The 14,653-nt window shown below is 56.9% G+C and carries 10 protein-coding genes, 2 tRNA genes and 3 rRNA genes; 2 read left to right on the top strand and 13 right to left on the bottom strand.

Going from position 1 to position 14,653, the window contains the following annotated elements; translation table 11 throughout:
• Positions 1–102: 102 nt before the first annotated feature.
• From rrf to GH656_RS05300, 7 genes are all read right to left on the bottom strand, one after another.
• Positions 103–215 (bottom strand): 5S ribosomal RNA (gene rrf, locus GH656_RS05330).
• 140 nt (positions 216–355) lie between these two features.
• A 23S ribosomal RNA gene (locus tag GH656_RS05325) occupies positions 356–3,234 on the bottom strand.
• Positions 3,235–3,564: 330 nt separating this feature from the next.
• Positions 3,565–3,640: transfer RNA gene (locus tag GH656_RS05320), tRNA-Ala, on the bottom strand.
• A gap of 48 nt (positions 3,641–3,688) precedes the next feature.
• Positions 3,689–3,765 (bottom strand) — tRNA-Ile (locus tag GH656_RS05315).
• Positions 3,766–3,827: 62 nt separating this feature from the next.
• A 16S ribosomal RNA gene (locus tag GH656_RS05310) occupies positions 3,828–5,360 on the bottom strand.
• Together the 16S, 23S and 5S rRNA genes with 2 tRNA genes alongside form the textbook arrangement of a ribosomal RNA operon.
• Positions 5,361–6,061: 701 nt before the next feature.
• On the bottom strand, positions 6,062–6,328 hold the full coding sequence (locus GH656_RS05305; protein WP_153074917.1) for an RNA-binding protein: 267 nt from the start codon (positions 6,326–6,328) through the stop codon (positions 6,062–6,064).
• Between the two features lie 5 nt (positions 6,329–6,333).
• The gene (locus GH656_RS05300; RefSeq protein WP_153074916.1) at positions 6,334–6,471 is read right to left on the bottom strand and encodes a hypothetical protein; all 138 of its coding nucleotides are present in this window, start codon (positions 6,469–6,471) and stop codon (positions 6,334–6,336) included.
• Positions 6,472–6,797: 326 nt separating this feature from the next.
• Between GH656_RS05300 and GH656_RS05295 the strand changes: the two genes are divergently transcribed.
• Together GH656_RS05295 and GH656_RS05290 are read left to right on the top strand one after the other, a co-directional pair.
• Positions 6,798–7,394, top strand: a complete 597-nt coding sequence (locus tag GH656_RS05295; RefSeq protein ID WP_153074915.1) for an IMPACT family protein — start codon at positions 6,798–6,800, stop codon at positions 7,392–7,394.
• A 127-nt stretch (positions 7,395–7,521) separates the two neighbouring features.
• Complete coding sequence (locus GH656_RS05290; protein WP_153074914.1) at positions 7,522–7,806, top strand: hypothetical protein; 285 nt, start codon at positions 7,522–7,524, stop codon at positions 7,804–7,806.
• Between the two features lie 120 nt (positions 7,807–7,926).
• Here GH656_RS05290 and ggt read toward each other — a convergent pair whose 3' ends face one another.
• From ggt to GH656_RS05260, 6 genes are all read right to left on the bottom strand, one after another.
• On the bottom strand, positions 7,927–9,663 hold the full coding sequence (gene ggt, locus GH656_RS05285; RefSeq protein WP_153074913.1) for a gamma-glutamyltransferase: 1,737 nt from the start codon (positions 9,661–9,663) through the stop codon (positions 7,927–7,929).
• A gap of 115 nt (positions 9,664–9,778) precedes the next feature.
• On the bottom strand, positions 9,779–11,182 hold the full coding sequence (locus GH656_RS05280; RefSeq protein ID WP_153076567.1) for an MFS transporter: 1,404 nt from the start codon (positions 11,180–11,182) through the stop codon (positions 9,779–9,781).
• A gap of 40 nt (positions 11,183–11,222) precedes the next feature.
• Positions 11,223–11,987, bottom strand: coding sequence for a phosphocholine cytidylyltransferase family protein (locus tag GH656_RS05275; protein WP_153074912.1), 765 nt, complete (start codon positions 11,985–11,987; stop codon positions 11,223–11,225).
• 19 nt (positions 11,988–12,006) lie between these two features.
• Positions 12,007–13,008, bottom strand: a complete 1,002-nt coding sequence (locus GH656_RS05270; protein WP_153074911.1) for a flippase-like domain-containing protein — start codon at positions 13,006–13,008, stop codon at positions 12,007–12,009.
• Positions 13,005–13,730 carry a HalD/BesD family halogenase gene (locus GH656_RS05265; RefSeq protein ID WP_425495874.1) on the bottom strand — a complete coding sequence of 242 codons (726 nt, stop codon included), beginning with the start codon at positions 13,728–13,730 and terminating at the stop codon, positions 13,005–13,007. Before GH656_RS05265 ends, GH656_RS05270 begins: the two co-directional genes overlap by 4 nt.
• 128 nt (positions 13,731–13,858) lie before the next feature.
• Entirely contained in the window at positions 13,859–14,545 is a 687-nt protein-coding gene (locus GH656_RS05260; RefSeq protein ID WP_153074909.1) for a CDP-alcohol phosphatidyltransferase family protein, read from the bottom strand.
• Positions 14,546–14,653: the final 108 nt, after the last annotated feature.

The following is a 14,653-nucleotide window of genomic DNA, read 5'->3' as shown; positions in this document are numbered from 1 at the left end:
GCGGGGGGAGAGGGCGCGGGGGGTGAAGCGGAAGGGGGTGTAAAGACACACAAAGACAAACGCCCCGCAAGCGAGTGCGAGCGGGGCGAATGAGGAGATGGAGCCTGACGATTACCTACTTTCACACGGGAATCCGCACTATCATCGGCGTGGAGTCGTTTCACGGTCCTGTTCGGGATGGGAAGGGGTGGTACCGACACGCTATGGTCATCAGGCAAAGCTGTAACCCGGTCTGGCGATACCAGACAGGGGAATCGGGAAGAAGCAGCAAGGTAATGGGGTTGTGAGTGTGGCACGAACACAGACTCAAACCACGTGGCCCGTGAGTAAATACTCATGGAAACACACTGGTTATAGGATCAAGCCTTACGGGCAATTAGTATCAGTTAGCTTAACGCATTACTGCGCTTCCACACCTGACCTATCGACGTCCTGGTCTCGAACGACCCTTCAAGAGGCTTGAAGCCCCGGGGATATCTCATCTCAAGGCGAGTTTCCCGCTTAGATGCTTTCAGCGGTTATCTCTTCCGAACATAGCTACCCGGCGATGCCACTGGCGTGACAACCGGTACACCAGAGGTTCGTCCACTCCGGTCCTCTCGTACTAGGAGCAGGTCCCTTCAAATATCCAGCGCCCACGGCAGATAGGGACCAAACTGTCTCACGACGTTTTAAACCCAGCTCACGTACCTCTTTAAATGGCGAACAGCCATACCCTTGGGACCGGCTACAGCCCCAGGATGAGATGAGCCGACATCGAGGTGCCAAACACCGCCGTCGATATGAACTCTTGGGCGGTATCAGCCTGTTATCCCCAGAGTACCTTTTATCCGTTGAGCGATGGCCCTTCCATACAGAACCACCGGATCACTATGACCTGCTTTCGCACCTGCTCGACTTGTCGGTCTCGCAGTTAAGCACGCTTATGCCATTGCACTATCAGCACGATTTCCGACCGTACCTAGCGTACCTTCGTACTCCTCCGTTACACTTTGGGAGGAGACCGCCCCAGTCAAACTGCCTACCATGCACTGTTCCCGACCCGGATAACGGGCCAGGGTTAGAACCTCAAACAAGCCAGGGTGGTATTTCAAGGATGGCTCCACGCGAACTGGCGTCCACGCTTCAAAGCCTCCCACCTATCCTACACAGACCGGTTCAAAATCCAATGCAAAGCTACAGTAAAGGTTCATGGGGTCTTTCCGTCTAGCCGCGGGGAGATTGCATCATCACAAACATTTCAACTTCGCTGAGTCTCGGGAGGAGACAGTGTGGCCATCGTTACGCCATTCGTGCAGGTCGGAACTTACCCGACAAGGAATTTCGCTACCTTAGGACCGTTATAGTTACGGCCGCCGTTTACCGGGACTTCAATCAAGAGCTTGCACCCCATCATTTAATCTTCCGGCACCGGGCAGGCGTCACACTCTATACGTCCACTTTCGTGTTTGCAGAGTGCTGTGTTTTTATTAAACAGTCGCAGCCACCAGTTTATTGCAACCCCTTCACCCTTCTGGCGCAGGCCAGTCAAGCTACAGGGGCGTACCTTATCCCGAAGTTACGGTACCAATTTGCCGAGTTCCTTCTCCCGAGTTCTCTCAAGCGCCTTAGAATACTCATCTCGCCCACCTGTGTCGGTTTGCGGTACGGTCTTGTTAAACTGAAGCTTAGAGGCTTTTCTTGGAACCACTTCCAGTTGCTTCACGGCCTGAGCCGCTGGCTCCGCACCCTTGAATCCTGTACCCGGATTTGCCTGAGTACCTTCTCCAGTGCAGCGACCGGGACTTCCAACACCCGGACAACTTTCCGCGATCCGTCCCCCCATCGCATTTAACAATGGTGCAGGAATATTAACCTGCTTCCCATCAGCTACGCATTTCTGCCTCGCCTTAGGGGCCGACTCACCCTACGCCGATGAACGTTGCGTAGGAAACCTTGGGCTTACGGCGAGGGGGCTTTTCACCCCCTTTATCGCTACTCATGTCAGCATTCGCACTTCCGATACCTCCAGCGCACTTTTCAATGCACCTTCGCAGGCTTACGGAACGCTCTCCTACCATGCACATTACTGTGCATCCGCAGCTTCGGTATATTGCTTAGCCCCGTTACATCTTCCGCGCAGGACGACTCGATCAGTGAGCTATTACGCTTTCTTTAAAGGATGGCTGCTTCTAAGCCAACCTCCTGACTGTTTTAGCCTTCCCACTTCGTTTCCCACTTAGCAATATTTGGGGACCTTAGCTGGCGGTCTGGGTTGTTTCCCTCTTGACACCGGACGTTAGCACCCGATGTCTGTCTCCCGTGATTGCACTCTTCGGTATTCGGAGTTTGCTATGGCGAAGTAATCCGCAATGGACCCTTCAACCATGACAGTGCTCTACCCCCGAAGGTGATACACGAGGCACTACCTAAATAGTTTTCGGAGAGAACCAGCTATTTCCAGGTTTGTTTAGCCTTTCACCCCTATCCACAGCTCATCCCCTAACTTTTCAACGTTAGTGGGTTCGGACCTCCAGTACGTGTTACCGCACCTTCATCCTGGCCATGGATAGATCACCTGGTTTCGGGTCTACACCCAGCGACTGAACGCCCTGTTCGGACTCGCTTTCGCTACGCCTGCCCTAATCGGTTAAGCTTGCCACTGAATGTAAGTCGCTGACCCATTATACAAAAGGTACGCAGTCACCCCTTGCGAGGCTCCTACTGTTTGTATGCATGCGGTTTCAGGATCTATTTCACTCCCCTCCCGGGGTTCTTTTCGCCTTTCCCTCACGGTACTGGTTCACTATCGGTCGATCACGAGTATTTAGCCTTGGAGGATGGTCCCCCCATCTTCAGACAGGATTTCACGTGTCCCGCCCTACTTGTCGTACACCTAGTTCTTCCTCGCTGTTTTCGCCTACAGGGCTATCACCTGCTATGGCCGCACTTTCCAGAGCGTTTGGCTAACAACAAAGATAAAGAGTACAGGCTGATCCCATTTCGCTCGCCACTACTCTGGGAATCTCGGTTGATTTCTTTTCCTGCGGTTACTTAGATGTTTCAGTTCACCGCGTTCGCTTCACATGACCTATGTATTCAGTCATGGATACTCCATTCGGAGTGGGTTTCCCCATTCGGACATCTTCGGATCAAAGCTCGTTTGCCAGCTCCCCGAAGCTTTTCGCAGGCTACCGCGTCCTTCATCGCCTGTGATCGCCAAGGCATCCACCACATGCACTTGTTCGCTTGACCCTATAACGAGTGTGTCTCTTGCGGCCAGCATGACTGCTCTGGCCTGCTCCCCGGGGGGAGCCGCTTCACATCGTTACAGGTTGAGTATTGCGTTGTGCCGTATTCCAGGTCATCTTTCGATGAACTTTAAAATACATTGATACAATCACAACCCTGACCAGTCTACTTGCGCCCATCTCGAGGCACTTTCTTCTGGTCTCTTTACTACTTCTTCCTGATTTTTAAAGAACGACAGCCGGTACTTTCATACCAGTTGAGTGGCGCAACCGCCAATGCGCAACCCTCGCAGCCTTCACTTTCGTGAGACCGCAAGTCCTGTGCATTGAAGATTGGTGGAGGATGACGGGATCGAACCGACGACCCCCTGCTTGCAAAGCAGGTGCTCTCCCAGCTGAGCTAATCCCCCAACTCATACATCCCAGGCGTCTTCACCGGCAGCCACCGCAGACAAAGATGGTGGGTCTGGCTGGATTCGAACCAGCGACCCCCGCCTTATCAAGACGGTGCTCTAACCAACTGAGCTACAGACCCCTGAGTCTGTCCTGATTACAGCCGATAAGCGTGAGCACTTGATGTTGACACGTGAGCTCGAGAAAGGAGGTGATCCAGCCGCACCTTCCGATACGGCTACCTTGTTACGACTTCACCCCAGTCATGAATCCTACCGTGGTGACCGTCCTCCTTGCGGTTAGACTAGCCACTTCTGGTAAAACCCACTCCCATGGTGTGACGGGCGGTGTGTACAAGACCCGGGAACGTATTCACCGCGGCATGCTGATCCGCGATTACTAGCGATTCCAGCTTCACGCAGTCGAGTTGCAGACTGCGATCCGGACTACGATCGGTTTTCTGGGATTAGCTCCCCCTTGCGGGTTGGCAGCCCTCTGTTCCGACCATTGTATGACGTGTGAAGCCCTACCCATAAGGGCCATGAGGACTTGACGTCATCCCCACCTTCCTCCGGTTTGTCACCGGCAGTCTCCCTAGAGTGCTCTTGCGTAGCAACTAGGGACAAGGGTTGCGCTCGTTGCGGGACTTAACCCAACATCTCACGACACGAGCTGACGACAGCCATGCAGCACCTGTGTTACGGTTCTCTTTCGAGCACTTTCACCTCTCGGCAAAATTCCGTACATGTCAAGGGTAGGTAAGGTTTTTCGCGTTGCATCGAATTAATCCACATCATCCACCGCTTGTGCGGGTCCCCGTCAATTCCTTTGAGTTTTAATCTTGCGACCGTACTCCCCAGGCGGTCAACTTCACGCGTTAGCTACGTTACTAAGGAAATAAATCCCCAACAACTAGTTGACATCGTTTAGGGCGTGGACTACCAGGGTATCTAATCCTGTTTGCTCCCCACGCTTTCGTGCATGAGCGTCAGTATTGGCCCAGGGGGCTGCCTTCGCCATCGGTATTCCTCCACATCTCTACGCATTTCACTGCTACACGTGGAATTCTACCCCCCTCTGCCATACTCTAGCCCGCCAGTCACAAATGCAGTTCCCAGGTTAAGCCCGGGGATTTCACATCTGTCTTAGCGAACCGCCTGCGCACGCTTTACGCCCAGTAATTCCGATTAACGCTTGCACCCTACGTATTACCGCGGCTGCTGGCACGTAGTTAGCCGGTGCTTATTCTTCCGGTACCGTCATCCTCCTGCCGTATTAGGGCTGAAGTTTTCTTTCCGGACAAAAGTGCTTTACAACCCGAAGGCCTTCTTCACACACGCGGCATTGCTGGATCAGGCTTGCGCCCATTGTCCAAAATTCCCCACTGCTGCCTCCCGTAGGAGTCTGGGCCGTGTCTCAGTCCCAGTGTGGCTGGTCGTCCTCTCAGACCAGCTACAGATCGTCGCCTTGGTAGGCCTTTACCCCACCAACTAGCTAATCTGCCATCGGCCGCCCCTGCAGCGCGAGGCCCTTTCGGGTCCCCCGCTTTCCTCCTCAGAGATCATGCGGTATTAATCCGGCTTTCGCCGGGCTATCCCCCACTCCAGGACACGTTCCGATGTATTACTCACCCGTTCGCCACTCGCCACCAGGGTTGCCCCCGTGCTGCCGTTCGACTTGCATGTGTAAGGCATGCCGCCAGCGTTCAATCTGAGCCAGGATCAAACTCTTCAGTTCAAACCTGTTACTGTTTTCGGCCAGTTTCCTGACCGGTCGCTCACTCAACGTATTGACAGGTATCAATTACTCAATACCTGACCTTACTGTGTGAGACTTGATACTTTCGCTTCTTCAGCAAACCCCTTGAGGCCCGCTGCGCGTCGCTACCAAGCGCCCACACTTATCGGCTGTTAATTTTTAAAGATCATTTACAGGCCGGACCAGCTCTTCAGCTTCCCCACCCTGCCGTGCCGCCCTGCAGCACAGAAACGAGATTATGTAGAACTTTCCGCAGACCGTCAACATGTTTTTATCGGGACCCTGCTGCTTTCCTGCCCCAACCCTGCTCCGCTGACCAACCCGCAAAAGCCCCGCCAACTCTGGCGCTCCCGCTTTCGCCCTCACATCCACCCAGAGCGCGAAAGACCGCAATTCTAGTCACTCACCTCACGCCTGGCAAGACCTTTTTCGGGGAAAATTTTGCCTCTCCGAAAATGCATGGCAACCAGTCGTTAGTCACGAAGGTGCGTAGCCACATTCGACCTTCCTGGCTGCAGTCAAAACACCCATGGGGAAGCTGACGTTTCCGGTGGGCAAATACGGCAAGTAATGCGACCCATCCAACTGCCGCTTTTTTGCTGCCACATACAGATCGATTCACGCCAAATTAAAACTGCCGTGCAATGGCAGAACGCGAGCGGCCAGAAATCAGGCTGAATTCAGCCGGGCGGTGGCGGACCGTCATCAAAGAGCGACGTACTAGCCTGCAGCGAGACACCACCGAGTAACTTGCCTTGAATCTGCCGCGCAATCATGTCACCAACATAAGGAATGCTGGCATCCAGCTCGACTTGCGCGTAAGCACCCGGTGTGCCGACCTTATAGACCACAATGCGTTTTGCATAGTGACCCAGTTCATGGGACAGAAACTCCTGCACCTGCTGTTCAGAACAGGACTCGGGAATGCTCCAGACCATCAGGTTCATCACCGTTATCGGGTGCGCCGCACGTCCTGACGAACCCTGACCGGCACTGGCCGAAGACGAGCGCGACGGCGTGTTTCAGCCATTGCGGCATAACCCAGTGAAACCAGACCCAATGCAGCTAACGTCACGTAAAAGACAGTCATCGTGTAACCCTCCTTGCGGTTAGCCCCATACTATCAGGATAGGAGCGTTACCACTTGCGCCGTTACTGCGGCCATTCGCCACGCGGAGGCTTGCCAGATCTGGATAGCGCCTTGTTCTAACCACGCTACCGGTCCAGCAAGACTCGTTCACCTCTTTACGCGATAGTTCTCATCAGCCACGCTTTAATGCGATGGCCGGGTAAAGCTGATCCGCTACCATGGCGGGCCACGGCTGACGCTCTTCAGACTAGCGTCCGCATTCAGTTCACTGTCGCTAGCGTCGCTCGGATTCGCTACGCCAAGCTCATGTCCTTCCTGGCACCGCCTTGCCCACTTATACCCTTGCCACTACTCGAACCGCAGAAACCGAGATCCGCAAAAGCCGCTTTATTGCACACGCGATTCCGCTCGCGGATCGCGCCGCTGCAATGGTCGAACTTGAACGGCTACGGGAAGCGCATCCTGCAGCCACTCATATCTGCTGGGCATTACTGGCGGGTGGCCAATCTGGCATGTCTGATGACGGAGAACCCTCCGGCACCGCTGGCCGCCCTATTCTCGAAGTACTGCGTCATCACGAGCTGGATGGCGTGCTGGCTGCCGTGGTGCGGTACTACGGCGGCGTCAAGCTTGGAGCAGGAGGACTCGTACGAGCTTACGCTGATGCAATTGCCGCCGCGCTGCGCGATGCCCCTCGCATCGAACGCATCGCGCTCACCACGTTAGTCGTAGAAATCAGTTACCCGGACGAAGCCCGGGTGCGCCACTGGATCAGCCAGGAGCACTATGCGCTGGCCGCCAGCGTCTACGGGATGGCCGTGCAGTTAACCTTCAGCCTGCCGCTCGCCGCTCTCGAGCAGGCCCGCGTTACGTTGCGTGATCTCACCCAGGGCCGCGCCCAGTTTCCAGAAACATCGGCCTAAATCCGCGTTCAATCTGTGTCCCTCGCACAGCCGATGGTCCAGGTTGCTTACGCCACAACAAACGCGCACTCAACGGAGTCGGCGACCTCTATACTGAGATAACTTGGACGCAAAACGGGAGAGCAACGTGGCAAGTGATTATCGAGTGCGGGTAACGCGGGACAATGCAGGCTTCGACGACTACGGTATTCCTCAAGTGACGCGAACCAAGGCTCGCGTTGAAATTGTGATGCCACGACGTGCGCTGATCTTTGACAATCCCCCTGCGCTACAAACCTTTATCAATGCCTGTGTCGAAGCACACGACAACGCGTTTGGCCCACTCTCCCAAGACGCGCCCAGCGCAAATGCCGCTACTGACGCAGATCAAGCCGCCTGGCGCGCCTTCTACGCCAGGCTGATAACACCATAAAAAAACAGGCCTGACGCGCAATTCACCATGAACTGCGCGTCAGGCCTGTTGCTATCTCACTTGATCTCTCATCCCCGGGCCATCGCATCAATGCAATCCAATGGCCCGAGTGCCACCACTCTATTGAATGATCCGTGCAACGCCCCGGCCACGCGGATCTGACACCGCATCCGGGGTCTTGCCGTCAATCTTGATGGCCTGGATATCGCCGCTAAACCCCTGACCTTTCAGTACGTAACCTTTCGTTTCGATCTGTTTAGCCAACTCACCGTCAATCGGCTTGTAGGGCTCCCAGAAAATCGTGTCAGCAGGCAGCAACTGATGGTGAAAACGCATTTCACCGACCGCTTGTGCAAGTGGCAATTTGAAGTCGTACAGGTTGTTGATGACCTGGAAAATCGACGTGAAAATCCGTGAGCCGCCAGGCGTGCCGATCACCAGCGCCACCTTGCCATCCTGCGTCAGAATGGTCGGCGTCATCGACGACAATGGCCGCTTTTTCGGCTCAATCGAATTGGCATCGCTACCCACCACGCCAAACATGTTGGCCACGCCTGGCTTCGCTGAAAAATCATCCATCTCGTCGTTCAGCACGATGCCCGTGCCTTTAGCAATCACGCCTGAACCAAAATAGCCATTGATCGTATAGGTGTTGGATACCGCGTTACCCCACTTGTCCACCACTGAAAAATGTGTGGTCTCAGCTTTTTCCGGCATTGAAGTGCCAAGGCCAGGCTTCACGTCGGCAGTCGGTGTCGGGGTGGTGAGATTGACTTCAGCCGCACGCTTGGCAATGTAGGCGTCGTTCGTTAATTGCGCGACAGGCACTTTGTAAAAATCCGGATCCCCCAGGTATTGCGCGCGATCGGCAAAAACCCGCTTTTCAATTTCCGCGATCAAATGCACGTACTGCGGCGAATTCAGCGTCACGCCCTTGAATGCTGGCGCGAGATCCGCCTTCATCTTCAGCAGTTGCACGAGGCCAATGCCACCGGAGCTGGGAGGCGGTGCGGTAATGATGCGGTAACCATTCCAGTCCGCCAGGATCGGCTCGCGCCACACTGCTTTGTATTGCTGCAAATCCGCTTTGGTAATCAGCCCGCTGCCATCCTGCATCGACGCCGCGATCAGGTCAGCCGTCTTGCCATCGTAGAAATCTTTGGCACCCTGATTGGAAATTCGCGTGAGTACTGCGGCCAGATCCGGTTGCTTGAAGTTCACCCCTTCTTTCATTTCGCCGAAATAGGTGTCGAAATTGGTCTTGCCATCGAATTCCTTTGAAGCTTCGGCACGGCGTCGCGCGAGTTGCTCATCGACGATAAAACCGTCACGGGCATATCTGACGGCAGGGGCCAGCACCTGCTTCCACTTCAGCTTGCCAAAGCGGCTTTGCGCTTCCCACATCCCTGCGACGGTGCCCGGCACGCCTGCGGCAAAACCACCATACAGACTCTTGCCCTTGATGACGTTGCCCTCGCTGTCGAGAAACATATTCTTCGTCGCAGACAGCGGAGCGCGTTCGCGGTAATCAATGAAATACGGCTTGCCGTCCATGTACAGCGTCATGAAACCGCCACCGCCGATGTTGCCCGCTTCCGGATAAGTCACGGCTAGCGTGAATGCAATCGCCACGGCGGCGTCGACAGCGTTGCCGCCTTCCTTGAAAATTTGTGCCGCTGCATCAGCGCTGTATTTATCCGCCACAGCAACCGCTGAGGCAGTGAGCACGGCAGGCCGGGTAGCGGCTGACGTCTTCGCATAAGCCGGGGCGCTTGCGACAAAGCCCGCCGGGACTAAAAGCCACGCCGCTAACGTCAGCGCCGTAGCAGAAAATTTTGCTCTATTGATTAATTTCATCGCGCATCTCGCTCCTTAAACAGTCCTACTTGTGACAAACCATCTAGCGCGGTTTTATAGCAGTAAATGACTAGCTTGCGAAGCGTAAAAAATCCAGGTTAAACCCTCATCAGCCTTATGTCCGGCCTCGTCCAGCGCGCGCGATGTCGTCGCCAGAGCCTTGTGGCAAGCGGGCGGTGACGGGAATTGAGGCCAGTGCAAACAGCCCCGTGACGACAAAAGCCGGAACAAAATCGGACCAGGTAAGACTGGGGTGACCTTGCACCCTATGCGAGATTTGCAGCACGATGCCGCCGAGTGTTACGCCCAAACCCAGCGACACCTGCTGAATCACACTCGCCACGCTGGTTGCCCGGCCAATGTCGCCCGCCGGAATATCGGCATAAGCGAGTGAATTCAGCGCCGTGAACTGCAACGATGGAAACACCCCGCCCAACAGCACGACTCCCCAAATCAGCCATTGGGGAGTGCCAGGGAAAAATAGCCCATAGATCGCAATCGTCATGCCGGCAAAGCCCGCGTTGTACATCAGCACCGTGCGAAAGCCATAGCGCGCGAGAACTGGCTGTGCAATGGATTTCATAAAAATCGAGCCAAACGCGGAGGCGCAGGTAATCATCCCTGCGGCAAAGGCGCTCAAGCCCAGCCCTTCCTGCAACGCCAGCGGCAACAAAAACGGTACCGCTCCGAGGCTGATACGAAAAAGCGAACCGCCTAGCACACTGGCGTGAAAACTTGGAATGCGCAGCAAACGCAGATCAAGCAAAGGCCGCTCGACCCGGCTGGCGTACCACGCATAAAGCAGCAACAACGCGGCACCAAGCAGTGTCAGAGCGATGGAAAGCGCGTTGGGCACCAGTTCTCCACCAACCAGAGAAAGCCCGAGCATGAAACACGCAGCGCCACTCGCTGACAAACCAAAGCCGATCCAGTCGAGTGCGCCAGGATGCGCTTCGCGTGCGTTGGCGATATGGCGGCTGGCCAGCCAGAGGCCGAACAAGCCAATCGGAAGATTGATGAGGAAAATCAGGCGCCAGTGCAGGTAAGTGGTGATAAAGCCACCAAGTGGGGGGCCAATCACGGGGCCGAGCAGCGCAGGAACCGTCAGATAATTCACGGCACGGATGAAATCCGCCTTGGGTACCGAACGAAAAATGATGATGCGTCCAACCGGCACCATCATCGCGCCGCCGATCCCCTGGACAAAGCGCGCCGCAATAAACATCGGCAACGAGGTGGAGGCGGCACACAGCAGCGAGCCGCAGAGAAACACCGCAATGGCGCTGCGAAACACGCTACGTGGTCCATAACGATCTGCGACCCAGCCGCACACCGGGATAAACACGCCAAGGCCAATCACATAACTGGTGACGGCCAGCCGTAACGTCACGGGAGTCTGGCCAAAATCTCGCGCTAACGCTGGCAACGAAGTAACCAGAACCGTGGCATCCACGTTTTCCATAAACATCGCGCACGCCACAATCAGCGGCACGATGAAAGCGCTCAAGGTCGACGGCATGGTCACCACGGCAGGCACCAGGCCCGCTGCTCAATCAATATCAGCGAGTCATGCTCGCAAACGGTTGCAGTACCGGCAGCACATCCGCACGGGCACGCTCAATATCCGCGGGGAAATCAATTTCGATCCAGGGCGCTCCGCTGACGTCTGCAACCTCAAACACCTGCGAGCGTTCCAGCAACAGGTCGCGCACCGCTTCTTCGTGCGGCAGGTGGGCCCGTTCGCTGTCGATGTACTCCGCGACGATCTGTGCAAAACGCTGCGCCGCCTCTGTGCTGAAGCGGAAAAAACCGACCGATTCGCCAATCGTGTCGTAGTCGAGACTGGCTGCGAGCTGCTTGCGCAATTCAACTGGCACGCCGTCCTTGAGGCATAGCTTGACGGGCTCATCGCCCGCTTCGAAGTCGCGGTCAAGCAACAAGCGGTTCACTTGCTGCCCAGCCGCCAGCGTTTGCATGATGCGTTCGTCATACAGCACATCGGCGTCCATCAGCAGCACATCACCGCCGCGTGTCAGCGCTGAAGCTGCGGTATGCACCGTCAGCACACTGCCGAGGTCGTAGCGCGGATTCAGCACGATTTCAACCGGACGGGGCCAGCCGATCCGCTGCAATTCAGCTTCGACCAGCGCGGGCTGAAACCCAAGCGCAAGCACCACTTCGTGCACGCCCGCAGCGTCGAGCATCTGCAAGTGACGTTCAAGCAGGCTCATGCCGTCGAACTGCAGCAAACATTTAGGAAACTGTTCGCCAGCGGCCTGCTGGAGCCGCAAGCCCATTCCGGCGGCGAGGATGATGGCGCGCATTTACGATCCCTGGAAAAAATCAGTCGGTGGCAGGCAGGCGCGTCGTGCGCCGCCTTTGCCAGCTTCGTTCGCTGAAATGCAGATAGAGCAGGCCCGGGACGCCCAGCAATACTTCCCGGGCTCGTTTGGCCAGCGACAGCGCAAGCGCAGCATCGGGCGGCAAACCGACTAGCGGTGCCAGCAGCAGATATCCGCCCTCCTGCACGCCCAGCGAGCCAGGAATGGCAAACGCCGCTCCGCGAATCGCCTGGCCAATGCTTTCGAGCAGCAACGCGTCAATCCAGCTCACGGGATGCCCGAGGAAATACAAGGCGAGCCAGACTTCAACCGTGCCGACAATCCAGCCTGCGAGGCTCAGCACAAAACTGGCGAGCACCGCGCGGCGTTGACGATATAGCCCCTGCACGGCGGCATCGACCGCGTCGGCACGGGTCGCCAGTGCGGACCAGTCACGCTGGATGGGCATCTTCGACACCAGGCGCAACGCCCAGCCGAACAGGCCGCGGCGCTGGGCGACAAAAAACAGCACGATCAGCGCGCCTAGCACCGCCGTTGCTACGCCTGCGGCAAAACGCAGATCATGCGAGCTGCTTTGCGTTGCATAGATGCCGAAGAGCGCGAGACCCAACAGCGCAAAAACGATCTGCGCCAGCGCCTGCAATGTAGTGCTCACGGTGATCGCGGCGGCGGCGTCACGCATACGCATGCCGCGTTGCGCTAGCTGCCGCACCATCATCACGGGGCCGCCAATCTGGCCAGCGGGCAGCAGACTATTCACTGATTCGCCAGCCCAGCGCGCGTACAGCGCATCGCGCAACTTCACCGCAGAACCCCGGCCGAACAGCACCGAGATCGAAATGGCATCCAGCACCAGCGGCACCAGATGAAATGCCGCGACCAGCAGCAAGCCCCAGCCTGCCGCGAGCAACGTCGCCGTGACGGAGCCCAGGCCCTGCCACGCCAGCAGTGCGACAAAAAGCGCGGCACCCGCCGACAGCAAAACCCATGCAGCCCGAGTCACGTGTGCACTCCCCGGCGCTTGCCAAACTGGCGAAATACCTGGCGAAAGCCAAAGTAAGCGATGGCGTCTTTCATATTCGAAATGAAACGCCGCCAAGGGCGCATGGTGGGATGAGTGACGTATTCGAAAGTGAGCGAGACCCGCATCTCGTTGGCCGCCGCGGGGGTGATGCGATGACGCAGCTTGTCGCCATCGAAGAACACCAGGCCGCCCGGCGGAATCTGCACCGAACCGGGCTCATCGGGACGATCGGGGTCACGCGTGTGTAGTTCGTAGTCGAGACGGCACGATGATTGATCTATCACGCCCAGCAGCACCGTATAACGGCGGCCGTCGTAATAAGAGGTGTCGTAGTGCCAGCCGATATGGTCTCCGGCACGGGTGTAGTAATACAGCGCATAAGCGTGGGGATCATCGGCTGGAGATAGTTGCAGCGTGTCGCCGCTCAGCTTTTCGAGCCAGGCGATTAATCCAGGGGAGCGGTATAGCTCGGCGATAAACGGCGCGAACTGGTCGATCGTATGACGGCTAACGCTGCCACCCTGTTTGTGGCCTGGCAGGTAGTTGCGGTTCACTTCGCCCAGCAGCGCGTGGGCAGTGTGGGCCAGTTGCGCCGTGACTTCCGGGGCAAGGAAATCATCCAGATAAAGAAATGCGCCTTGTCCGGCGAAGCTGGCGCTCAGCGCTGCGTTATCCAGTGCGCCAGTCCGGGTCAGCATCATTTGCTCGGCTTGGGACGGCAGCACCGCAGGTGGCGTGGCGGGGGGGAGTGGTGCAGAGGGGGACTTCGAGTTGAGGGTGGCGGCCGTGAGCGGCTCAGGCGTGACGCGATGCGTGGCTTGCGGCTGGCTCATTGGCTGATCCCCATCGGGCCATTCGATGCCAGCGGCTGAGCGCGGCGCAGCACACGGCGGTAATCAAGCGCGACCCATGCGGCAAAAAGCGGTGCGCCAATCGAGGCCGCAACGAGAAACGGCATCACGCCATGCGCCAGCGTAACCAGCGGCAGCAGATACAACACATCCTCAGTTTCAAAACCGCCCACCAGCATCTGCCGGGTATTGGCCTTGCTCGTGAGGGCCTCAATGCGCATGCGCAGGAAAAAAATCAGCGCAACCGCGCAACCCGCAAGCGCCCCCAGAATAACCGGCGACACTTTTACGCCAAACGGCATGCCTTGCGTTGCCGCGATCCCGACGCCCATCCCCACAAATAGCAGCACGGTGACAAGCGCGTCGCTAGCGAGGTCGTAAAAATGACCGGCGCGGCTGGATTTGCCACTGATGCGCGCTAGCTCGCCGTCGGTGTGATCGACAAAGTTCGACAACACAATTAGCCAGGCACCCGCGTTGGACCACGCAAAACCGCCCTGAGCCAGACACCACGCGCCACCGCAGCCAAGCAGCAAGCGCAGGGTGGTCAGATGGTTAGGGCTAACACGGGTATGAACCAGGGGGGTCACAAGCCATCGGGCAAGCCGCGCATCCCATGTTCGAGGCGGCGGAATGGTCTTGGGAAGGGAGGGGCTTCGAGTCATAGGGAGGCAATATATACGGGTTCCCGAAACCTTGCCATTGCCCTTGGTTCTGCCCGGACAAGCCCGTCTTCGGGCCCTGAAAAGCCCGGCTGCAGGCTGCTCTGAAGC

Origin of the sequence: Paraburkholderia bonniea, assembly GCF_009455625.1 — a bacterium.
Classification (GTDB): domain Bacteria; phylum Pseudomonadota; class Gammaproteobacteria; order Burkholderiales; family Burkholderiaceae; genus Paraburkholderia; species Paraburkholderia bonniea.
This window is presented reverse-complemented; position numbering and strand designations above follow the sequence as displayed.